General features: G+C 62.6%; 20 protein-coding genes, 1 tRNA gene and 1 pseudogene. 7 read left to right on the top strand and 15 right to left on the bottom strand.

The genetic code is table 11. From position 1 onward, the window contains the following. Window positions 1–69: 69 nt before the first annotated feature. Genes ACQR1W_RS08635 through ACQR1W_RS08610 form a run of 6 tightly spaced genes read right to left on the bottom strand, consistent with a single transcriptional unit; the run spans window position 70 to window position 8,365 of the window. On the bottom strand, window positions 70–3,075 hold the full coding sequence (locus ACQR1W_RS08635) for a type I restriction endonuclease subunit R (protein WP_434850356.1): 3,006 nt from the start codon (window positions 3,073–3,075) through the stop codon (window positions 70–72). Next, complete coding sequence (darG, locus tag ACQR1W_RS08630; protein ID WP_434850355.1) at window positions 3,072–4,106, bottom strand: type II toxin-antitoxin system antitoxin DNA ADP-ribosyl glycohydrolase DarG; 1,035 nt, start codon at window positions 4,104–4,106, stop codon at window positions 3,072–3,074. Before darG ends, ACQR1W_RS08635 begins: the two co-directional genes overlap by 4 nt. A 9-nt stretch (window positions 4,107–4,115) precedes the next feature. Then, a complete protein-coding gene (gene darT / locus ACQR1W_RS08625; protein ID WP_434850354.1) occupies window positions 4,116–4,751 on the bottom strand; it encodes a type II toxin-antitoxin system toxin DNA ADP-ribosyl transferase DarT in 636 nt (211 codons plus the stop codon). Window positions 4,752–4,753: 2 nt separating this feature from the next. After that, a complete protein-coding gene (locus ACQR1W_RS08620; protein ID WP_434850353.1) occupies window positions 4,754–6,130 on the bottom strand; it encodes a restriction endonuclease subunit S in 1,377 nt (458 codons plus the stop codon). Further along, window positions 6,127–8,109, bottom strand: coding sequence for a type I restriction-modification system subunit M (locus ACQR1W_RS08615; protein ID WP_434850352.1), 1,983 nt, complete (start codon window positions 8,107–8,109; stop codon window positions 6,127–6,129). The genes ACQR1W_RS08620 and ACQR1W_RS08615 overlap by 4 nt, the downstream gene beginning before the upstream one ends. Further along, window positions 8,096–8,365, bottom strand: coding sequence for a type II toxin-antitoxin system prevent-host-death family antitoxin (locus ACQR1W_RS08610; RefSeq protein ID WP_434850465.1), 270 nt, complete (start codon window positions 8,363–8,365; stop codon window positions 8,096–8,098). The genes ACQR1W_RS08615 and ACQR1W_RS08610 overlap by 14 nt, the downstream gene beginning before the upstream one ends. 167 nt (window positions 8,366–8,532) lie before the next feature. Between ACQR1W_RS08610 and ACQR1W_RS08605 the strand changes: the two genes are divergently transcribed. After that, on the top strand, window positions 8,533–8,703 hold the full coding sequence (locus tag ACQR1W_RS08605) for a hypothetical protein (RefSeq protein ID WP_434850468.1): 171 nt from the start codon (window positions 8,533–8,535) through the stop codon (window positions 8,701–8,703). 293 nt (window positions 8,704–8,996) lie between these two features. Here the strand turns inward: ACQR1W_RS08605 and ACQR1W_RS08600 are convergent. Together ACQR1W_RS08600 and ACQR1W_RS08595 are read right to left on the bottom strand one after the other, a co-directional pair. Beyond that, window positions 8,997–9,071, bottom strand: a tRNA-Glu gene (locus tag ACQR1W_RS08600). 340 nt (window positions 9,072–9,411) lie between these two features. Continuing rightward, the gene (locus ACQR1W_RS08595; protein WP_434850351.1) at window positions 9,412–9,747 is read right to left on the bottom strand and encodes a hypothetical protein; all 336 of its coding nucleotides are present in this window, start codon (window positions 9,745–9,747) and stop codon (window positions 9,412–9,414) included. Between ACQR1W_RS08595 and ACQR1W_RS08590 the strand changes: the two genes are divergently transcribed. Continuing rightward, on the top strand, window positions 9,746–10,831 hold the full coding sequence (locus ACQR1W_RS08590; RefSeq protein WP_434850350.1) for an RluA family pseudouridine synthase: 1,086 nt from the start codon (window positions 9,746–9,748) through the stop codon (window positions 10,829–10,831). The genes ACQR1W_RS08595 and ACQR1W_RS08590 overlap by 2 nt on opposite strands. Before the next feature lie 218 nt (window positions 10,832–11,049). Further along, window positions 11,050–11,949, top strand: coding sequence for an RNA polymerase sigma factor RpoH (gene rpoH / locus ACQR1W_RS08585; protein ID WP_434850349.1), 900 nt, complete (start codon window positions 11,050–11,052; stop codon window positions 11,947–11,949). 103 nt (window positions 11,950–12,052) lie between these two features. Here rpoH and ACQR1W_RS08580 read toward each other — a convergent pair whose 3' ends face one another. The 4 genes from ACQR1W_RS08580 to ACQR1W_RS08565 all read right to left on the bottom strand — a co-directional run bounded on the left by ACQR1W_RS08580 (window position 12,053) and on the right by ACQR1W_RS08565 (window position 15,656). Further along, window positions 12,053–13,279, bottom strand: a complete 1,227-nt coding sequence (locus tag ACQR1W_RS08580) for a GGDEF domain-containing protein (protein ID WP_434850348.1) — start codon at window positions 13,277–13,279, stop codon at window positions 12,053–12,055. Window positions 13,280–13,792: 513 nt separating this feature from the next. Further along, the gene (locus ACQR1W_RS08575; RefSeq protein ID WP_434850347.1) at window positions 13,793–14,404 is read right to left on the bottom strand and encodes a LysE family translocator; all 612 of its coding nucleotides are present in this window, start codon (window positions 14,402–14,404) and stop codon (window positions 13,793–13,795) included. Window positions 14,405–14,406: 2 nt separating this feature from the next. Next, complete coding sequence (locus tag ACQR1W_RS08570) at window positions 14,407–15,021, bottom strand: hypothetical protein (protein WP_434850346.1); 615 nt, start codon at window positions 15,019–15,021, stop codon at window positions 14,407–14,409. A 227-nt stretch (window positions 15,022–15,248) separates the two neighbouring features. Further along, window positions 15,249–15,656, bottom strand: a complete 408-nt coding sequence (locus ACQR1W_RS08565) for a response regulator (RefSeq protein ID WP_434850345.1) — start codon at window positions 15,654–15,656, stop codon at window positions 15,249–15,251. Window positions 15,657–15,805: 149 nt separating this feature from the next. Here ACQR1W_RS08565 and ACQR1W_RS08560 point away from each other — a divergent pair, with 149 nt between their 5' ends. Next, window positions 15,806–16,642, top strand: coding sequence for an SDR family NAD(P)-dependent oxidoreductase (locus tag ACQR1W_RS08560; RefSeq protein WP_434850344.1), 837 nt, complete (start codon window positions 15,806–15,808; stop codon window positions 16,640–16,642). Window positions 16,643–17,408: 766 nt separating this feature from the next. Here the strand turns inward: ACQR1W_RS08560 and ACQR1W_RS08555 are convergent. Next, a pseudogene (locus tag ACQR1W_RS08555) lies at window positions 17,409–18,591 on the bottom strand (IS481 family transposase). Window positions 18,592–18,796: 205 nt separating this feature from the next. Beyond that, window positions 18,797–19,603 (bottom strand): lytic murein transglycosylase, encoded by an 807-nt coding sequence (locus ACQR1W_RS08550; RefSeq protein WP_434850343.1) that lies wholly within the window; start codon window positions 19,601–19,603, stop codon window positions 18,797–18,799. A gap of 160 nt (window positions 19,604–19,763) precedes the next feature. Here ACQR1W_RS08550 and ACQR1W_RS08545 point away from each other — a divergent pair, with 160 nt between their 5' ends. Next, on the top strand, window positions 19,764–20,276 hold the full coding sequence (locus ACQR1W_RS08545) for a hypothetical protein (RefSeq protein ID WP_008970569.1): 513 nt from the start codon (window positions 19,764–19,766) through the stop codon (window positions 20,274–20,276). Between the two features lie 410 nt (window positions 20,277–20,686). After that, window positions 20,687–20,998, top strand: coding sequence for a hypothetical protein (locus tag ACQR1W_RS08540; protein WP_434850342.1), 312 nt, complete (start codon window positions 20,687–20,689; stop codon window positions 20,996–20,998). Between the two features lie 188 nt (window positions 20,999–21,186). Here ACQR1W_RS08540 and ACQR1W_RS08535 read toward each other — a convergent pair whose 3' ends face one another. Continuing rightward, complete coding sequence (locus ACQR1W_RS08535; RefSeq protein ID WP_434850464.1) at window positions 21,187–21,561, bottom strand: thiol-disulfide oxidoreductase DCC family protein; 375 nt, start codon at window positions 21,559–21,561, stop codon at window positions 21,187–21,189. A 248-nt stretch (window positions 21,562–21,809) separates the two neighbouring features. Here ACQR1W_RS08535 and ACQR1W_RS08530 point away from each other — a divergent pair, with 248 nt between their 5' ends. Beyond that, complete coding sequence (locus ACQR1W_RS08530) at window positions 21,810–22,046, top strand: hypothetical protein (protein WP_008974469.1); 237 nt, start codon at window positions 21,810–21,812, stop codon at window positions 22,044–22,046. Window positions 22,047–22,049: the final 3 nt, after the last annotated feature.

Raw genomic sequence — 22,049 nt, 5'->3', positions numbered from 1 at the left:
ATTGCACCTGTTCGATCAATATCTCAATTGCCCAGAGCGGCGAAAAACACCTTCGCGCAATGCGGCCGCTCAAACATTCGGCGTGCCCTGCCGATCATAGGTCGCCGAAAAGATCGTGTCGGCGAGCCAGCGCCTGAATTCGGGATTGTCGCTATATTGTTTGAACAGCTCGGTGTCGTCCTTCATCAATCCGACGATCACGCCTGCCAGCGCCCTGTCGTGCTCGATGCGGGCGTTCTGCTTGTCCGAGTTCTGCATCGCGTTCTGGTAGGCGCCATTGGCTGCGACCTTGTCGGGGATCACGGACGCGATCAGGCGACGAATGCGGTCGCTGTCCTCCCAGGTGATGTTGCCGAACAGATCGTTGAAGCTGCGGATGATGTTGGACAGACGATCGAGCTCGGGCTCGGCCCGATGCCCACCGCCATCGGTCGGCACCGGATCGATCTCCGCATCCTGATCGGTCAGCTGCACTCGCTGCGCGGCTTGCTTCTCGACCCGGTAGCTGTCCATGTCGATAGCTTCGAGAATCCCCTTGGACAGATCCTCCTCGCGAGGAGCCGGTAGTTTCGGCACAAGAAAATTGAGGAAGATCGACAGCTTTTCCCAATCCGCGTTGGTGTAGGGCAGAATCGATGAGATGAAGGCGTATGTGCGGGTGAACGCCTTGGCCTTGCCCTTGAAATCGACCTGACCGTCCTCGTCGAGGTTATCGACGTAGACCGCGACGCAGGCATCGAGGATAGGATCGAGCCGATCGCGATCCGCGCCCGCGAGATACAGCTCGACGAGTTGCTCGATCTGGGCGGGCTCATAGACCTGGTGCGCGTCGAGGCTGGCCTTGAGATCATGCAGCCGGTTCGGGTCGGTCTCGTCGCTGAGGATCGTGGTCCGGTAGAATGTCTCGAACGACGCCCGTATCGTCTCGATATCGTTCATGAAGTCGAGCACGAAGGTATCGTGCTTCTGCGGATGCGCGCGGTTGAGGCGCGACAGCGTCTGCACCGCCTTGATGCCCGAAAGCGCCTTGTCGACGTACATCGTGTGCAGGAGCGGCTGGTCATAGCCGGTCTGGAACTTGTCGGCGCAGATCAGGAACCGATAGGGATCGGTTTCGATCCGGTCCGCGATGTCCTTGGAGGGGAAGCCGTTGAGACTGGCCTCGGTGACCTTGACGCCCTCGAACTCGTGCTCGCCGGAGAACGCGACGATCGCACGATAAGGGCTCTTGCGTTCGACCAGATAGGCGCTCACCGCCTGATAATACTGGATCGCGCGCTCGATGCCCGAGGTCACCACCATCGCGCGCGCTTGGCCACCGATCTTGTTCAGCGCCAGCACCTGCTCATGAAAATGATCGACCATGATCTCGGCCTTGAGCCGGATGGCATGATCGTTGCTTTCGACATAGTAGCGAAGCTTCTTGGTCGCACGCTTGGTGTCGAATTCCGGGTCGGCTTCGACCGTCTTGACCAGCCGGTAATAGCTGTTGACCGGCGTGTAGTCGGCAAGCACGTCGAGAATGAAGCCTTCCTGGATCGCCTGCTTCATCGTGTAGCTGTGGAACGGGCGATGCTTGACCTTGTCGCCTTCCGGCCAGGGCTCGCCGAAGATCTCCAACGTCTTGTTCTTCGGCGTGGCTGTGAACGCGAAATAGCTGGCATTGGCGAGCATCTTGCGGCTCGCCATGATTGCATTGATCCTGTCCTCGACGGTTTCGTCCTCGTCGTCATCGTCCACGCCGGCCAGCGCCGTGTTCAGCGCAGCCGCGGCCCGGCCACCCTGGCTCGAATGCGCCTCGTCGATGATGATGGCAAAGCGCCTGTCGCGGTGCTGCGAACCGATGTCATCGAGGATGAACGGAAACTTCTGCACCGTAGTGATGATGATCTTCTTGCCGTCGGCAATGAAGCGGCGGAGATCCCCTGAGCCCTCGGCATGGCCGACGGTGGCGCCGACCTGAGCGAACTGCTTGATAGTGTCGCGGATCTGCTGGTCGAGGATACGGCGGTCGGTGACGACGATGACGGAATCGAACACCTGGCCGGCGGTGTTCGCGAGCCCGACGAGCTGATGTGCCAGCCAAGCGATCGAGTTCGATTTGCCGGAACCTGCCGAATGCTGGATCAGGACCCGTCGTCCTGCTCCCCTCGCTTTGGCGTCGGCAAGCAGCTTGCGAACCACATCCAGCTGGTGGAAGCGCGGGAACAGCTGCTCCCGCTTGGTCCTGTTGGTCTTGGGATCCTTACGCTCGACGATCTGCGCGTAGTTCTCGATAATGTCTGTGAGGCCCAAAGGCGTCAGGATGTCCTTCCACAGATAGTCGGTCTTGAGTCCCGCCGGGTTTGGCGGATTGCCGGCGCCGTCGTTCCGGCCCTTGTTGAACGGCAGGAACCATGAGGCTTTGCCCTTGAGCCAGGTGCAGAACTTGACCTGCGCGTCGTCCACCGCGAGATGCACGATGCAGCGGCCGAACTCGAAAAGCTTCTCGCGCGGATCGCGGTCGCGCTTGTATTGTTCGACCGCGTCCTCGACGGTCTGCTTGGTCAGGCTGTTCTTCAGTTCGAAGGTGGCCACTGGCAGGCCGTTGATGAATAGCGCCAGATCGAGCGCATGGGCGGTGTCGTCGCGGCTGTAGCGCAGCTGGCGAGTGACTGAGAAGCGGTTCAGCGCGAAGCGTTCGGCTGCCTTGGCATTGCCCGGCGACGGTGTGCCGTAGAACAGCTCGACCTCATGAGCGCCATGCTTCACGCCCTTGCGCAGTACATCGATGATGCCGCGCTTGCCGATCTCGCCCTGCAGCCGGGCCAGGAATTTCTGCCTAGCCGGGCTGTCATGGTCGAGATCGAACACATCCACCAGCAGCGGCTGGGTCGCGCCGACGAACGCGCGCAACTGCACGAGATCGACGGTCCAGGCACGATCATAGGCCTTGGGGTCGCCGAGCAGCCAGTTGTGCAGGCCGGCGAAGGGATTGGGGTCCTCGGAGAACCCGCCGACGGCTGAAGCGTTGCGGCCAGTCATGTCGGCGACGATGAGGGCTTCCAGGCCCTTCTCCGAGGTGTCCGTGCTCATGCCGCGGTCAGCCATCCCTTCGCGCGCAGGGTATTATAGGCGATGCCGATCTGGCGCGGCGAGAAGCGCTTCTTCCGATCGTTCCAGGCATAGACCTTCGCCGCGGCCTCATCAGCGCTGGCCGCCTTCTCGTTCTTCACCACCCAATGGACGGTGGCCAGCAGTTCCAGCCCGAACGGCGTTTCGAAGCCTTCAACCAGCGCGCCGACGCGATCGAAGCGCTCCCTAGTGTCGCCGTCATCGCTCAGAAAGGCTTCCGCCTCCTTCACTGCACCGGGAACAAGTTCGAGCTCCTTGTCCGGTGCGTCTCCACCATCATGATAGCCGGACACAAGGTGCCCCTCGATGGCCGTCAGCACATGCCGCAGATTCTCGGCATAAGGGCCATAATGATGCTTGATGTACTTCAGCTTGAGCGGCTCCCCCGCCTCTTGCATGAAGTACATCAGCTTCTGCACCTCGATCAATGTGACGAACGGGTCCATAAGCCCACCGAGATAACGGTGCATCAGGCCGACGAGCGCCGCGCGGCCCGAGGTCATCTTCGGCACCTCACGCGATCTGGTTTCGACCGGCGCGCTGTTCGGCTCATAGACGAGCACGCTCAGATCATCGAACTTCTCCAATGCGGAGACAATCCGAGGTCGAACATCGTCCCACTTCAACCCACCGAGGCCACTGCCGAGCGGCGGGATGGCGATCGAGCGGATGTGGCGCGTACGGATCTCCTCAACCAGAGCCTTCAAGCCGGATTCGATGTCCTCCATCCGGCTCTTGCCCTTCCAGTGACGCTTGGTCGGGAAGTTGATGATGAATTTCGGATTGGTCAAAGTTCGCGTCTCGTACACGAACATCCGGCCAGGCTGCACCTCCTCGCGCGCACACGCGGCCTGATAGGCCTTGAAGTTCTCCGGAAACGAATTCTTAAACTGAAGCGCAATGCCGCGGCCCATGATGCCAACACAATTGACGGTATTGACGAGCGCCTCGACGTCAGCTCGCAACATGTCTCCGGTCCGAAATTCGATCATGTCTCGTTCCTAGTAGTACCAATCGCCCTTGACTTCGAGCACCGGCCTATGCGGCGCCCCCAGCATCGCATTCGACGCCCGCTGGGCAATCCCCTGCGAGTAGACCCCAATCCGTCGAACCAAGTGCCACGGGAATGAATCTTGGAGTAGAAATTCGGCCTGCTTCTGATCTCTGCAACCGGTCCAGTACCGAGTAGCGACGGCCTCCCAGTTGACCTGGTCGAAATGATCAACCCTCCCATAGAACTCGGCAGCCCCATGCGCCGCATTTATCGTCGAGAAGGCCCATCTGCGGTCGCACGACTCCGCCCATTCAATGACCTCACGGAGATCCGCTTCGAGGTGGACGATCGGCTGCTGTCCACCCCGATAAGCCAGTTCCGGGTGATTGGCACAGTGGATGACGTACAGCATGATCGATCTTGGACAGAAGTAGAACGGAACGCAATCGCCAACGTTCAAGTTCATGTGGCATGTCACCGCAAGGCCCAGCCGTCGTCGCTTGATGCTGCCCATCCCAATCACAGTGGCGCCCTGCCGCTGGATCATCACGGAATCCGACCATAGGCAGCCATCCGCCACGATCGACGCCAGATTGTCGACATGCACGATGTGATAGATCTTGGAGTTGGTCGGAACGGTCATGACTAGGCGGCTATCTCCTCGCCTTCCGGGCCTTCAATCCCTTCGTCGAGGTCGTCGTCGTTCTCAGCAACGTCATCGACGGGCTCCTCGTCTATTGTATCAGGCAGGCTTGCAGCCAAGGCCCGAACATCAAGCTTACCGGTGACGACGTCAGAGACAAGTCGCGCTCGAAACTCCTGAATGAGGCTGATTTCGTTCGTTGCGGCTCCGATCCATCGCGTCAATCCTGACGTAGACGTCTCGCAGCTATCGATTATCCCACGTTGCTCATGAGGAGGCGGAATTGCGATCGCAATACCCATAAGCCGGTCTTGAGTGAGCTTCGGCTGAGCTGCCCCAGAAATCCATGGCAGAAAGTTTAGTCCTTCCAGAACTGCTGCAAGGAAGCGAATATCGCCTCGACGCGGTTTGAGAATGTGAGCGTGGTTATTGACCCAAAATTTTCCCTCGGCAACAATTGCCAACGGCAAATTGCGAAGGACCAAATTGGCCCCATCTTCCGCGATCAAGAGGAGCTTGTCGTCGAACAGATAGTCATCGACCTTGTCTATGATACCGGATGCTCCGTAATAGTCATACAGGCGACGAGTCATTTTCCCACGTTCGGTGCCGCTTAACGGAATTCGGCGATAGTTGAGACATTGGAACTCTGTCTTGACCCGCGAAACACTCCAGTCTTGCGGTATGTCGCCGATCCAAGGAATACTGGTGGGTTTGAGCTTAGGATTCGGATCAAGCCCTCGAGTAACAGCGTGGTGGATGATTGCCCGTTTTCGTTCATTCAGCAGTGCAACGATCTTCTTCTTCGCGCGGATTAGCTTCGCTGTCTGCGCACCATGCCAATCCAGAAACCGCACGATCAGGCGCTGCTCCTCAAGCGGCGGTTGCACAATGGGAATATTGAGGAAATCAGGCGGATAGAGCCGCAATCTAGATGTTGTTATGCCCCGCGAGCTACGCAGAAATTCTGCGCGGTACACCTCGGTTCGGAGGAGGAAGTCGAGATACTTCGATTCGAATCGGTCAGCAGTTCTCGGGCGGTAGACGGCGTAGGCCGGACTGACGATTCCGACGTGGCGACTGACACCAACCGCGGCCATCCACGCCCACATCGTATTCACAACGATGTCGTCGGGTCGACAAACCTTGTGCCCCTCATAGCTTTCCGCCATGAACATGGTGATGTTCTTTTGACTACGCGGCGTCACACCCGTCTTGTGGGAGACGGACAGCAGCTCTTCGGCCCCAGTTTCCGATCTATCGTCAACCTCTTTGAACGAGTATTTCGCTCTGTGGACCTCCCAGCCCTCAGGCAGCGAGGGCAGCCAGTCGACGCCGGTCGGCTTGAGCGCCCCATAAGGATGCAATCCGTCGATCATCGGGCAGCTCCGATGATGCCGACCATCAAGCCATCGGTCTCACGCTCCAGCGCCAGAATATCCGCCCGGATCAGCGCCAACGGGCGCAGCGGCTGCGGCTTGTAGAAATAGCGGGTGAAGCTGATTTCGTAGCCGATCGTGGTCTTGGTCTCGTCGAGCCAAGCATCGGGCGCATGTGGCAGCACCTCCCGTCGGATGAAGGCCTCGATCCCGCCCAGCTCCTTAAGCGGCACCGTCTCGGTGTCGCGCAGGTCGCTATCCGGCTCGTATTCGACCACGCAGTTCTTACCGCCGATGGTGCGCGGAAACAGTCCACGCAAGGGATCTGCCCCGACCCTGCCCACCTTGTGAATCCTGCGAATTACGGGCTCGCCGTCCTCGGCGATCCGTCCCTCGTCCTTCAGCGCCTTGATCTCCTTCGGCGAGTAAGCACGGTTCGCCTCGATGCCCGTGGCTCGCAGGGGCCGCTCGACCGTGACCTTGGAGTAGCCGAACTCAGCATTGTCGAAGATGCGGGATTGCTCGCTTTCTTCGAACGCCAAGAAAGTAGCAAGAATGCGCTCGATATCGGCATCGGTCAGCTCGCAATTCTTCTTCCCGAGATTCTTGCGCAGCGGCTTTGACCACTCGGTTGCATCGATCAACTGCACCTTGCCGCGGCGATGGCCCGGCTTGCGGTTGGTCAGCACCCAGACATAGGTGGCGATGCCGGTGTTGTAGAACATGTTCAGCGGCAGGGCCACGATAGCCTCCAGCCAATCGTTCTCAATGACCCAGCGCCGCACATTGCTTTCGCCTGAGCCCGCGTCACCCGTGAACAGCGACGAACCATTGTGCACCTCGGCGACGCGCGACCCCAACGGGGTGTCCTGCTTCATCTTCGACAGCATGTTCGCCAGGAACATCATCTGCCCGTCGCTGGAGCGGGTGACGAGGCTGTAGTCAAGATCACCCGCGTGCTCGATCACGAAGCGCGGATCGCGAAGGCCGGCCTTCCCGCCCATGCGTTCCTGGTCGCTCTTCCAGCTCTTGCCGTAGGGTGGATTGGACAGCAGGAAGTCGAACTCGCGGGACGGAAAGGCGTCGTTCGCCAGGGTCGACCATTCCGGCCCGCCGACGATATTGTCGGCCTCCTCGCCCTCGCCCTTGAGCAGCAAGTCGGCCTTGGCGATAGCGTAGGTCTCACCATTAATCTCCTGCCCGAACAGATGGGTGGAGACTTGCTTGCCGTGCTGCGCGGCCAGCTCCTTCAGCGTCTCCTCGCCCACGGTCAGCATGCCGCCGGTGCCGCAGGCGCCATCATACAGCAGGTAGGTACCGGACTGGATCTGGTCGGCGATCGGCACGAACATCAGCTGGACCATGAGCTTAACAGCATCGCGCGGCGTCCAGTGCTGGCCAGCCTCCTCATTGTTGGCCTCGTTGAAGCGACGGACCAGTTCCTCGAACACCGTGCCCATCGCGTGGTTGTCGAGGCCGGGGTGCTTGATCGAGCCGTCGCCATTCAGCACCGGCTTCGGACCAAGATTGATCGAACTATCGAGGAATTTCTCGATAAGGGTGCCCAGCACGTCGGCCTTTGACAGCTTCGGGATCTGGTTGCGGAATTCGAAATTGTCGAGGATCACCTGCACATTGGGTGAGAAGCCGTCAAGGAACGCCTCGAAATCGGCTTTCAGTTGCGCCTGAGACGCGCGGTTGCGAAGGTCACGCAGATTGAACGGCGAAGTGTTGTAGAACGCCTGTTCCGCCGCTTGGCGCAGCGCCGCGTCCTGGTTCGTGACGCCGGCCTTGTCGAGATTGAGCTTCATGGACAGCACGGCCGCCTTGGTCGGCTCCAGCACCGCATCCAGACGGCGCAGCACCATCATCGGCAGGATCACGTCACGGTACTTGCCGCGCACATAGAGATCACGCAGGGCGTCGTCCGCGATGCCCCAGATGAAGTTCGCGATCCAGTTCAGATCACCGTTGCTCATGTCTTGACCGTAGTCCCCTTAATCTTGCTCGGCGCCGCCGCGCAAGCGCTGTCCGGCGCGCAGCTCCGTTGGCGCGCTCGCAAGGCCGCTCATATTCTTCGATGGCCAGCACGACCACAACCGGCCGGCCATGCTTCTCAACCGTTACCGGCGCGGCGTGGGCCAGATCGATCAACCGTTCAAAGCCGTATTCGCGTTCTTGGCCGATATGCTCTGCATGGTGTGCCCTGCCCGAATCGGCGCGACTTTTGGCCATTTTGTCTATTTTGGCAAAAAAGGTTGGCCAATTTGGCAAAAAAGGTTGGCCAGTGGGGGAGTTGCGGCCAAGACACGCGCCGCGCCCAGAGATGGCGTTCGCCAGCTTGACCGGAGCGGTCTACGGCGAGAAGAGCGCCGAGCGATTGGCCCAGTGCAACGGCTATCGTGGTCGGACTGGGAGACCGGGCGGGCGTCTCGAGCCGCTCGGCGGACGATCTGGTGCCGGCGATGAGGATGAGTGGGATCTTCGAAAGCGTGGTCTCGGGGCTACGTGCGGAGATCGACAGAGTGAAGTCCGTTCTCACGCGCCCGATCGAAGGCGACTGGCAGAAATAGACCGTGGTTTCGAGTTCGACCTCATGGCAGCCAATGGGCGCCCCCGGCGCACTTTCCAAGTCGCCGCGGTCAATTTGGAGATCTGAGGAGCCCGGCGAATTTCGACGCGCTCAAAGATGATCCGGCACATAGCTGTGATCCGCGCCTGAGAGGGTGTCGAGCTTTGGCGTCAATCGTGAAAAGGAAGGGGTCGAAGGGCGATCCACTCCGCAAATGTCCGTGGACGTCCACAGACGCTTATTCGACGGATATTCGACGACTTTTTGCCGCAACAGCTAAGTCATTGATTCTGCTGGCGCTCCCTAGGGGAATCGAACCCCTGTTTCAGCCTTGAGAGGGCCGCGTCCTAACCGCTAGACGAAGGGAGCGTGATTTGAACCGAATAGCCGCGAAATCGGCCCGCCGCAAGACGGGCGGTGGAATTATCGTGAGGTTGTTGGTGGGGCGGTGTCAGGCCGCGGCAGGACGGCCTGCACCTCGCCCCGCTTGCGGGGAGAGGTCGGATTGCATCGCGAGATGCAATCCGGGTGAGGGGGACTCTCCACCAGCCCGGTCCGTGGAGAGTCCCCCTCACCCCACCCTCTCCCCGCAAGCGGGGCGAGGGAGCAAACCGCCTCAGCCGCTCCAGCAGGGCTCAAAAGGGTTTTGGAAGCAAGCGCAACAGGATGCGGAAGGTATTCCGCGCACGAGAAGGCGATCTTTTGGCCCTCACGGCTCCACGGCGAAGCGCAGGCGCCCCGTGGGTTTCAGCGTCTTGGCATCAAAAGTGCGGATCTCGGTGGTGCCGCCGATATCAATGGTCACCGCCAGGCGGTCGCCGCCGGCGGCGGTCGAGACGATCCGGCCGCCCTTGGGCAGCACCGCGGTGATGTCCGGGCCGGACGCCGCGCTTCCCTCGCCCTTGAAAAGGCGATAGCCGATGGCGACCAGCAGGACGGCGATCGCGACCGACGTGGTCACCCCTGCGATCATCATCATGCGCCGCAGCCGCGCCATCAGCTGGACCTGCTCGGGGGATGAATCGGGCGCAACGGTAGTGTTCATGGAAATCTCGGCTTCCCATCCTCAAGGCCTGGTCAAGGTCGTCGTCGCCGGCGACGAGGGCTCGTCGCGGCTCGACCGCGTGCTCGCGGCCAGGCTGCCGGAGCTGTCGCGGTCGCGGCTGAAGGCGCTGATCCTGGCGGGCCAAGTCAGAATCGACCAGGTCAGCATCGGCCAAGGCAGCATCGGCCAAGCCAGCACCGACAAGGGCAGCACCGACAAAGGCAGCGTCTTCGTCGCGGTTCGCGACCCCGCTTACCATGTCGAGGCCGGCCAGACGATCACAATCGACGTGCCGGAAGCAGCAGTAGCCGAGCCCGCGGCGGAGAATATCCCGCTGCAGATCGTCTACGAGGACGCGGACATCATCGTGATCGACAAGCCGGCCGGGCTGGTGGTGCATCCCGCGGCCGGCCACGAGACCGGGACTTTGGTGAACGCGCTGATCGCGCATTGCGGCGCCAGCCTGTCGGGGATCGGCGGCGTCAAGCGCCCCGGCATCGTGCACCGGCTCGACAAGGACACCTCGGGCCTGATGGTGGTGGCCAAGAACGACATGGCGCACCAATCGCTGAGCGCCCAGTTCGCCGATCACGGCCGCACCGGCGCAATGGAGCGCGGCTACCTCGCCTTCGCCTGGGGGGTGCCGCACCGCCAGCACGGCACCATCAACGCCCCGATCGACCGCCATCCGCACGCCCGGGAGAAGATGGCGGTGCGCGCGCGCGGCCGCGAGGCCGTCACCCATTATGAGGTGCAGGAGAGCTTTGCCGGGCGGGACGGCAAGCCGGTGGCCTCGCTGCTGGCCTGCCGGCTCGAGACCGGCCGCACCCACCAGATCCGGGTGCATCTTTCGCATCTCGGCCATCCCCTGCTCGGCGATGCCGTCTATGGGCCCCATTTCAAGACCAAGGCGAGCCAGCTTGGCCCGGCGGCCCAGGCCGCCCTCGCCTCCCTCGGCCGGCAAGCGCTGCACGCATACCTTTTGGTAATAGAGCACCCGCGAAGTGGGGAGCTGATGCACTGGGAATCGGATCTGCCGCCTGATCTCGCCGATCTGCGGCGTGCGCTGGGGGCGGCGCTATGACGCAGGGGCTTCAGAAAAGCGTAAGCATGCCAATACGTTATAGCAGCCACACGGGGACGTGACCCCGGTTATCCTTCCAACCGGGGGTCGTCTTAGTGTATGTTGCGACTGCGTCGAATAACCGACGCAGGAACATCGCTAGGCGGTCGGCTTTAACCAAGCGACCGTCTTGCCGGGCCCGCCGCTATCGGGGGCCTGAACCAACTGGAGGGCGCTCGATGGCCCGTACAGCTACTTTACCGGTTCTCAATGGAGAATCCGGACTTGCCCGCTACCTCGCCGAAATCCGCAAGTTCCCGATGCTGGAACCGCAGGAGGAGTACATGCTCGCCAAGCGTTGGCGCGAGCATGACGACAGCGACGCAGCGCACAGACTCGTAACCAGCCACTTGCGGCTCGTGGCCAAGATCGCCATGGGCTACCGCGGCTATGGCTTGCCGATATCCGAAGTCGTCTCGGAAGGCAATGTCGGCCTGATGCAGGCTGTGAAGCGTTTCGAGCCCGACAAGGGATTTCGCCTGGCCACCTACGCCATGTGGTGGATCAAGGCGTCAATACAAGAGTACATCCTGAGATCCTGGTCGCTCGTGAAAATGGGCACCACCGCGAACCAGAAGAAGCTGTTCTTCAACCTGCGCAAGGCCAAGAGCCGCATCAACGCGTTGGACGAAGGCGATCTTCATCCGGACCAGGTCAAGCTGATCGCCAAGCGCCTCGGCGTGACCGATCAGGACGTGGTCGACATGAACCGCCGCCTCGGCGGCGACGCTTCGCTGAACGCGCCGATCCGCGACGACGGCGAGGCCGGCGAATGGCAGGACTGGCTGGTCGATACGTCGCCCAACCAGGAAGCCATCATGGCCGAGCACGAGGAGTACGACCACCGCCGCCAGGCGCTGAACGGCGCCATCGGCGTGCTCAACGCCCGCGAACGCCGCATCTTCGAGGCGCGGCGGCTCGCCGACGAGCCGATGACGCTGGAGGATCTCGCCGCCGAGTTCGGCGTCTCCCGCGAGCGCGTGCGGCAGATCGAGGTCCGTGCCTTCGAGAAGGTGCAGTCGGCGGTCAAGGGCGCAATCGCCAAACAGGAGGCGGCAGCGCTGGAAGCCGCGCACTAAGCGCGGCTTCGACGCGATACGAGAGATCGGTCAGAACTGACGATGGTCAGGAGTGATGATCAGGAGTGACGACAACAGCCGGCGGCAACGCCGGCTCTTTTTTTCAGCCCATTGAGGCCCCCTGCGCGGCACGATCGGAGAACGAGGTCCCGATTTCGTCCGGCGCCAGCGGCGGTGTGCCGTCATAGAGCGCGTAGCGGTTCTTGCCCTGCTTCTTAGCCGCATAAAGCGCGTGATCCGCATGCGCGATCAGCCGGTCCGGAAACAGGCCCACCTCGCGGGTCCATTCTGCAACCCCGATCGACACCGCAATGCCGACATCGCTGCCGGCGCAGGCCTCGGCGTCATCGCGGCAGACCTGCAGCACGCGGCGCGCGATCATCTCGCCTTCGCGCAAGGCGGAGGACGGCAAGACAATGCAGAACTCGTCACCACCAGTGCGCGCAAGCATGTCGTCAGGCCGCAGCCGTGTCTGCGCCATCAAGGTGAAATGCTGCAGACAGGCATCGCCCGCGGCATGCCCGTAGCTGTCATTGATCAGCTTGAAGCCGTCGAGATCAATTACCAGCAGCGCAAACGACCGGCCCGAACGTTCCGAGCGCGCGCATTCCTCGGTGAGCCGCTGCATCAGGTGACGCCGATTGGCGACGCCGGTGAGATCATCGAGCAAAGCAAGATCCGCGACCTCGTTGCGGAGCCGGTCCACCGCCATCAGGAGGAAGCCGAAATTGAGCGACATCGACAGGAAGATCAGGAACAGCACCGCGACCGATTGCACGTTGCTGGAATGGGTGATGTTGAAATCAAGACCCGTCAGGGTGCCCACTACGCGCAACACGAACATCGCCATGATCATGACGGCGAGAACACCGGCCAGCCGTGCGCCGGGATTGACGCGTCCGTGCTGCGGGTCGAGAAGCTGCCGCGCGATCAGAAATACCGGCACACACTGGCCGATCGAGTACGCCATGATCCGCAAGGATTGGCTGTCATAAACATAAACGAAGAACGTGACCGCAAGGCTGGTGAGCAGAACGATGAGCGCCGTATTCCGCCACGACACCGGCCGGCCGTAGAAGCGCTGAACCCCCATCGCTTCAAGACAGATCGCGAAGACGATCATCGCGCTGCCCAATAACAGCGGCAGGATCGCGTCAAAATAGACCCGCAACAGAGCGAGCATCGCGGCGGCGGCGGCAACGAGCGCCGATCCGGTCCAGAAGCGGGCAGCTTCCAGATTGGGATAGCTCCGCATCACGTAAGCCCAGATCAGACCCAGCGCGAGAAAATTGACGATGAACGCGGTCCACAGCGTCGGGACGCTCAGCATGGCGGCAGCAGAACGCGCGCTCTGTCCCGTCGATGTGCGAAGCTCTTGGCCATGGCGATCCCTGATGGTTGGAGCACCATGGGGCGGGCGCGCTTAAGAGAACCTCAATGGCGGAACCGAGATTTAGCCGTGGTTTTGAATTGATGAAGATCGCCATTTGCACCGCGTTAACGCTGACGCCAGCCCGGCCGGCCGGCGTCCGCCTGCATCGAGTTGTGGATAACGGCATGACAGACCGGTGACAGCGTGGGGCAGCGGTTCGCGAATCTGTTGGGATCGTCATCCGAGGCTGATGCACAGACAGACGTCCGCTGCAAAGGCCTCGAGTCGCGTTTCAATCCATGAACTCCTGACGAGGACCTGATGGCAAAGAAAGCGAAAAAGGCCGCGAAAGCGACCAAGAAGGCCGCCAAGAAGACCAAAAAGGCCGCCAAGAAGAAGTAGTTGCGCTGCCCCCGGGTGGGAGCACCGCTTCCACCCGGGCTCTCTCCCGCTGGGACACGTGGGATCGCGTTAGCGGTCCGTCAAGGCAAGCCGGGCGCCGAGCAGCGCAAAACCACCGGCAAAGGCGCGGCGCATCCAGCCCGTCACAGCCGGCCTGCTGACCACCCTGTCGCGCACGCGGGCGGCAAACACGCCATACAGCACGAAGACGACGAAGGTCATCGCCATGAACACGGCGCTGAGCAGCAACATCTCGCCCAGCGGATGCGGCGCGTCCGCGGCGATGAACTGCGGCAGGAAAGCCAGGAAGAAGATCGACAGTTTCGGGTTGAGAATGTTGATCAGAAAGCCGGTCGTGATCACCTGCGCCTGCGATTTCGCCTCGGTGCGGGTTTCGACCGACAGCGCCCCCGTCTCCTGCAAGGTCTGCCAGGCCATGTAGAGCAGATAAAGCACGCCGCACCATTTCAGCGCGGCAAAGGCCAGAGCGCTGGTGTGCAGCACCGCGGCGAGCCCAAAGATCGCCGCCACCATCGCCGGGATGATGCCGAGCGTGCAGCCGAAGGCAGCGGCGATGCTCGCGCGCCCGCCACGGGTCAGCGCTACCGCAAGCGTGTACAGAACTCCGGTGCCGGGCGAGGCCACCACGATCAGGGAGGTCAGGAGAAAGGCGATCGACATCCTCAGTCCGCCCTCTCTGGTTTGGGCGGTGCGACCGCGACCGTCGTGTCCACCTGTGCGGTGGCCGCCTGCTCAACGGCGTCAGTTCCTACATCGCTCGCTGCGCTTTCGGTCGACCCGCGACCTGCCGCCGGTACGACGAGATCCGGAAAGATCTCGGCGAAGCGCGCCCGCTCCCCCGGAAAGACGGCAAGCCAATGCCTGATGACCTCATCCTCCTTGGCACCGGAGACGCGCAGTGCCCGGAACAACTCGGTCCTCATCTCCTGCAGCCGTGTCCCCGGAAACAGCTCCATTTGAAACGACTCGGCAAAATCCGCCGGCAGCCAGCGGGCAAACATCTGGCTGAGCAGGCGAGCGCGGCTTTGCGCGGCCCAAGGAGAATAGGATGCCAGCACGAGTTCGGCCGCCTTCATTCTAAACTGCGCGCGCGCTTGCCAGAACAGGGTGATCACGGCGGCCACGAAGGTGATCAGCGCCCCTACGATCGGAATGCCGACGCTGAGAGCGTTCCATTTCGCCTTGCTGCGTTCCAGCTCCAGCTTGTCGCGCTCCAAGTCCAGGCTCGCCCTCTGATAGGAGCTGAGCTGATCGACGAAAGGCGGAGCCGCCGGCACTACAGCTCCCGCGGCCGGTGCGTTGGAGGACGACGCCGGCGTGGGAGGATCGGCGTGCGCGACGGTCCCAAAGAGCGCGACGAACGCGAGCGTTACAACGACAGCGCAGGACCAACGGACGCAACACCCCATGCGCCTCTCCCCATCTGAAGGTCGAGCCACGAGACAATATAGTTGATCTTTGGTCTGTTCGCACGCCTGTTCGCAAAAAGGTGCCGTCCCCGGCTCTAATCCCGCCGCCGCTCCTCCGCGGCCGGGTCCGCCGCGTTGAGCGCAACCTCGGCCTCACGCAGCACGTCGAGCGGCGCCCATGGCTTCGACCAGAACTTGGTGTCGCCCGGCAGCGGCTCCGACAGCGGCCGTCCGGAGGTCACCACCACGCTGAGCCGCGGCTGCTGCTGCTTGGCGATATGCGCAAGCTCGACGCCGCTCATCTGGCCCGCCAGATTGACGTCGGTCATCAACAGCACCAGGCGATTGCCCGGCTTGTTCAGAACGAGCTCGGCCGCTTCCGCGCTCTCGCATGCGATCACGTCGTAGTCGCTCTCCTCCAGCAGCATCGTCATCATGTCGCGCTGCATAGGATCGTCCTCCACGATCAGCGCCGTGGCGCGAAATGGTTTTGATTGTCCCATGCGGGGCCTCCAGAAATGTCCTCGACAAAAGCAATATGGGTTAAAAGCGGAACCGCTGGATGGTTCGGTTCCAATCTGAAAAAGTGTGAGGAAACCGAGATGGCGCTGCAACGCGCAGCGCGTGTCTCCGGGGAGGGAGCAACAAAACAATGACGGCAATCCGGGGAACGGCGGCGATCACGGGGGCCGCAAGCGGCATCGGACGCGCGCTTGCGCATGAGCTGGCCGCGCGCGGCTGTGACCTCGCCCTCGCCGATCGTGACGAGGCGGGCCTGGCGAGCCTCGCCGACGAGATCGCACGCAGTGGCCGCCAGGTCAGCACGCACCGCCTCGACGTCAGCGATGCCGGCGCGGTCGAGGAATTTGCCGACGCGGCGACCCGCGCACACCCAGCGCTGAACATCCTCATCAACAATGCCGGCGTCGCGCTGGCCGGGACCTTTGCCGAGATCTCCCAGGCTGACATGGAGTGGCTGTTCAACATCAATTTCTGGGGCGTCGTCCATGGCACGCGCGCCTTCCTGCCGCATCTTGCGCGCAGGCCCGAGGCCCACATCGTCAACCTCTCCTCGATCTTCGGCATCGTCGCGCCGCCCGGACAGTCTGCCTATGCAGCAGCGAAATTCGCCGTGCGCGGCTTCTCCGAAAGCCTGCGCCATGAGCTCGCAGTGGCGCAGAGCCCGGTCAGGCTGTCGGTCGTGCATCCCGGCGGCGTCGCGACCGCGATCGCGCGCAACGCGCGCATGGGCCAGGGCATGACCGACAATGAACGGCGCGTGCAGGGCATCGAGCGGTTCGAGAGGTTTGCGAAGACGACGCCGAAGCAGGCGGCGCTGCGCATCATCAAAGGCATCGAGCGCAACGAGCCGCGCATCCTGATCGGCAGCGACGCGCGCGTCATGGATATCTTGCAGCGGCTCATGCCCGGCACCTATTGGAAGGTGCTGGCGAAGCAGCTGGAGAAGGCGGCGGCGAAAACGGGGTGATCGAACAAGTCTGCCCAAATATCGGCTGGTCATTACCCGCGAATGCCGGTGATCCAGTATTCCAGAGACCGTAGCTAAATCCCGATAGGCCTCGGCGTACTGGATGCCCCGCTGGAGCCTGTCCGCGGGCTCGCCGAAGGCGAGATCCGGGGACGGGGCATGGCGAATGAGTGTGAGGCAGCGTTCTCGCGACATGGCATGCCCGAGTCATGATCGACATTTTTGCTCCCTCTTCAAGCAGAGGGCGCAGGGAAGGCCGGGCCTCGGCTGAGGCCCGTGGCCCGCGTGCGAAAGAAAATGCACGCGGCGGTCACCACAGGTTCAGCCGGAACGACCCGGCCTTCCCTGCGCGATGGTTTACCGCTTATACGCGCTCTCCTCGGGGACCGGCTTTCTTGCCCCCGTCCGCGCGAAGCAAGGCTTCGTCGCGTTCGCGACAACGCTTGCGCGTTGCGCGGGCCTCAGCACCGGGAGGCCAGGACCACACGATTTCGCCGTCCGCATCAGAATTGTTCGTCGGCTCGCTGATCGCGCGCTGCAACTCCGATACGTCCATCGCATCTCAGGCCCGACACTCGTGACGATCGCGAGGCGCCCCTCTTGTGGGCCGAGACGCGGGAGAGTGTGCCGGTGATTTGCCCGACGCTGCAAGCCGTACGCCTGCGACAGGTTGGCACGACGGGCAGTTTGCGCATGGGGTGCATGCGCCGCGCCATCAACACGCATGGCGGCGCCATCTTCTCAAGCGTCATCACCCGCGAAATGTTTAGTCCGGAGACATGGCTGACACCTGTTCGGAGACATCACTGACACCTTGGCCATTGGTCAAGTCGATTGTTGCGACTTGCCAGCTGGCAAAGAAGATTCCGTATTGACCGTCGCGATCGAGCGGTCGGATAGCGAGGCGCTCGCCGCAGAAGGCTTGCGGGACCTTCCAGAATTGCCCTCGGAAGGACACGTAGCTACGTGTCGAGGAGACGGTGCGAACGATCTCACGAGTGTCATATTGGACCTCCGGCACACGTGCCGGCATGGCGCGGGGGGCTCGGCCGGTAGCGATCGGCAGGGACAGCCATGTCCAATCCCTCGTGAGGACGCTCCAGATTGTAGAGCGTGCGCCAGCTATCGAGGGCGCGTTGGACTTCCGTCAAGCTGCGGAACGCGCGCATGGCAAAGACTTCCGCGTTCAAGCTGCGGTGAAAGCGTTCGTTCTTGCCGCGGCCCTGTGGGTGGCGCGGCCTGGCATGCACCACGTTGATGCCGAGCTTGAGCAGCCACACCTTCAGCGCGGTCCAGCGGGCGCCGGACGTGTCGCCCCAGGGCGAACCGTTGTCGATGTAGAAGGCGTCCGGCAGGCCATAGCGACGGAAGGTCTCGGTCAAATGCTTCTGCACGCCGGGACGCTGCTCATTGGCGCAGGCCTTCAGGCACAGGGCATAGCGCGAATGATCGTCGACCATGGTGAGCGGATGACATCGCGTCCCGTTGGTCAGCCGCATGTGGCCCTTGAAATCCATCTGCCACAGCTGATTGGGCGCCTGCTTCTCGAAGCGATGACCTGGCGGGCTAGGTGGGGCCTTCTCGCTCGGCTTGATCCGCTCGTTCCGACATAGGATCCGATGCACGGTGGAAGGGACCGGCACGGCAGGCTGTCCGGCGCGCTTCAGGCAATGGGCGATCTTGCGCGCGCCCCAGGCCGGGTGCTTGTCGCGGACCGCTACGACCTCTGCCTCCACTGACGCGGCGCTGCGCTTGGGCATGCTCTTTGGACGGCGGGACTGATCAGCCAGCTCCCGATCCCCGGCCTGCCAACGCCGCAACCATTTGTAGCCCACATCAGGACTGATCCCGAACCGTCGGCATAGCTCTCGCCGGTTCGCCCCCTCCTGTACGGCAAGCCGCACAAACTCACGTCGCTGATCCATTACCGACACCTCGCTCCAAGGCATGGACGGCCCCCCGAATCGACCAATCCAGCCCAGTTTGATGTGTCAGCTATGTCTTCGAACACCTGTCAGTGATCTGTCCGGGCTGAACAGAAAGCGGGTGATCCAGTATTCCAGAGACGGCAGTTGTCCCCTGATAGGCCTCGGCGTACTGGATGCCCCGCATGCGCGGGGCATGACGAGGGAGAGGCGTGAAACTCCCCTGCCCTCACCGCCCCATCAGCTGATCCGCGAAGTAAGCGATGGTCTTGCGGTAGATTACCGCCCTGTTCCACTCGCGCATCGCCTCGAAATTGGCGCTGCCTTCCTCGTAGGATTGGCCCATCTTGAAGCCGTTGGTGTGCAAGAGGTTCGCGGTCGAAGCCAGCACATCGGCGACGCTGTGGCGCAGATCGACGCGGCCGTCGCCGTCGAAGTCGACGCCATATTTGATGTAGGACGACGGCAGGAACTGGGTCTGCCCGATCTCGCCGGCATAGGCGCCGATCAGGTCGCGCAAGGGCAGATCGCCGCGCTGCACGATCTGCAGGGCCGCCAGCAGTTCGGTCTGGAACAGCTCGCTGCGGCGGCAGTCATGCGCGAGCGTCGCCAGCGTGCGGATCACCGGCAGCTTGCCCATGTCGCCGGTGCCGAAATCGCTCTCGAGGCCCCAGATCGCCACCAGGATCTGCCGCGGCACGCCATATTGCTGCTCGATGCGCGACAGCAGCGCCGCGTGGCGCTGCAGCCGGGCGCGGGCGCCATTGATGCGGCCGGGGCCGACGCGCGTTGCGACATACTGTTCGAAGGTCTTGTTGAAGGTGTAGCGCTGGCGGCGATCGAACGCGAGCACGCTTTGGTCGACCGTCACGCCGGACAGTGCCGAACTGACCGTGGCCGACGAGATGCCGGCTCCTTGCGCATCCGCCGAGACATTGGCGATGAAGGAATTGAAGTCGCCGCCGCAGCGGGCGGCCTGCGCGGAGCTTGCCGCAACACAGGCCACGAACAACACAGCCAGACGACGAATCAGCATGCACTTTCCTTCTCGATCGTTGCGATCAGCGGATGATGCCACGGGCGCGACGACGCCGTCAAAAATGCCACTCCCTGCCGCAATCCTGCCGAACAGACTTGATCCGCGTCAATTTCGCACCACCGCTCACCCTTAAGCTGAACGCAAAAGGAGAGACGCCATGATCGGAATTACCTTGTCGACCGACCAGATCCGGAATGCGCCACCGGAGGTGCGGCGCTGGATCGAGCATCAGGTGCTGGCTGGCCTTGGGCTCGCTGCGGACGCGCCGCCGCAGCCGACATTGCCGGTGCAGGGCGCGCATCTGGTCGCGCTGTCCGCCGAGGACGCCGGACGCATCCTGGCGCAGATCGAGGGCATGCTGCCCGCCGTCAACGTGTTCTTCGAATTCGCCCGCCCCGGTGTGGCGCTCGGCCAGCCGCCGGTGATGATGGTCCGCCTGATCGACATCCTGCATCACACCCGGCTGCAGAACATCGGTCAGGTCATGGGCTGCCTGGAGCTGATCAACCGCGCGCTGATCGAGATCCGACGCGATCCGTCAGCGCGCTTCTGCGGCTTCGACAATGAAGGGCACTGCCTGATCGCACCGGAAACCCAGCGCGCGATTGCAAGCGTCTGGCAGACCGTCATCGCGCAGCAGCACGGCGTCGCCGAGGGCGAGGCGGCGTAGGCCTGCGATTGAATTGCTCGGCGCTAGGACACTAACGTTTTGCAGCCGTTGGCGCGTGGCAGTCGTAGTCCCGTGGATGCAATTGCATAGCCGGGACTCTCGCGCCCAATCTCCATCGTCATTCCGGGACGCGCTCGAAGAGCGCGGGCCCGGCATCCATAACCACAGGCTGGCGTTTCGTTACGCCACCCTCTCCCATCGTGCTCGATGATCTCTCCCTGTGGTTATGGATGCCGGGCTCGCGCAGAGAATGTCATTAGACCGCGCTTTGCGCGGTCCCGTTGGCGCGCCCCGGAATGACGTGCCGCTACTAGGTACCGCGCTGCGTGCCGGGGGCCTTGAGCGCGCTCCGATCAGTGGTAGACTTCTGTGCTCACGACCACCAGGGATGACAAGCGATGGCAAACCGGATGCTGAGACAACGCAGCCTGTTGCGGCTGCCGCTGCTCCGACTGCTGGCGATCAACCTCGCGCTCGGGCTCGGCATGGCGACGCTGCTGGTCGGCGGCCTGCTCGCGCTCAATCCGGGCGGCCTGCGCCATCTGATCTTCACCGACCGCTCCCCCGGCGTCGCGCTGGGGCTGCTCCTGATGTCGTTCTTCATCACCTTCGGCTCGACCGCGATGGGCACCGCGATCATGGCGCTCGGCAGGCGCGAGGATGATGACGGTCCGCCCGGCGGCACGCGGGCGCATGCGCAGGTGAAGGTGCGACACAGTTAGATTCAAGATCTCGCCGCGGCAGCGGTGGGCTCCCTCGCCCCGCTTGCGGGGAGAGGGTCGGGGTGAGGGGGACTCTCCACACACCGCACTCCTGGAGAGTCCCCCTCACCCGGATTGCATCTCCGATGCAATCCGACCTCTCCCCGCAAGCGGGGCGAGGTAAAAAACGCTGGGAGCAAAATTCCCCCTCACCAATGCCCCTTCCACCTGTTCCAGGCGAACAGCACGTCGGCGAAGCGGTCGTAGCCGAGCCGCGTGACTGGCCGCATCACGCGGTTGCCGAGCAGCGTGGCCAGCCAGCTCTCGCCCGGCGTCAGCTTCCACAATAGCAGCGCAACGTCGGCGCCGGTGATCAGCCGCCCCTCCTCGTCGGTCGCATGCAGCCGGCGCCTGACGTCGTCGACATCGGCGCCATAAGCGGCCAGCGCCTCCGGCTCCTCGTTGATGTCCTTGAAGGCGACCCGGCCCGACTTGACCAGCGCGAGCAGCTTGTTGCGCTGCCAGTCGATGCCGGCATCGCAGACCGGACAGCGCGTGTTGTACCAGATGGTCAGTTGCGGCATGGACATGGGGCGTCTCGCAGGCCTGGATTTGTCTCATCAAGGCACCGGCATCGGGCAAAATCGAGGAGCTTGCGGAGCCGCCGGCCGGTGCGGCGACCCCGCCTTGACAACGCGGTGGGCCACCCGATCGGCGGGTCCGAACACGTCTCGATTCTGCGAAATTCATGTGACGGAACGCGCAAATTCGGGCAGCGGATCAGCGCATTATTGCGTTGACCGGGCCCGCCCGGCCGCCGTAAAGCGGCGCCATGGCGAAAAAACCCGGCACCAATCCCAAAGGCGAATTCGCCTTCTTCAATGTTACCTATGAGGACGGCTCGCAGCGTTCCAACCGGCGCGTGCCGACCGAGCTGCTCGGCGGCCTCGACGGCGATGAGCCAGCGCGCGGCTTCATCATGGAGCAGGACCGCGAGATCGCCGAAAAATCCGGCCGCCCGCCGCTGGCGATCAAGGAGATCAGCCGGGTCGGGGTGAAGAAGAAGTAGCGC

The organism is Bradyrhizobium sp. HKCCYLS1011, assembly GCF_051167795.1.
Classification (GTDB): domain Bacteria; phylum Pseudomonadota; class Alphaproteobacteria; order Rhizobiales; family Xanthobacteraceae; genus Bradyrhizobium.
The sequence above is the reverse complement of the archived record's forward strand: the minus strand, read 5'-3'. Positions and strand labels throughout refer to the sequence as shown.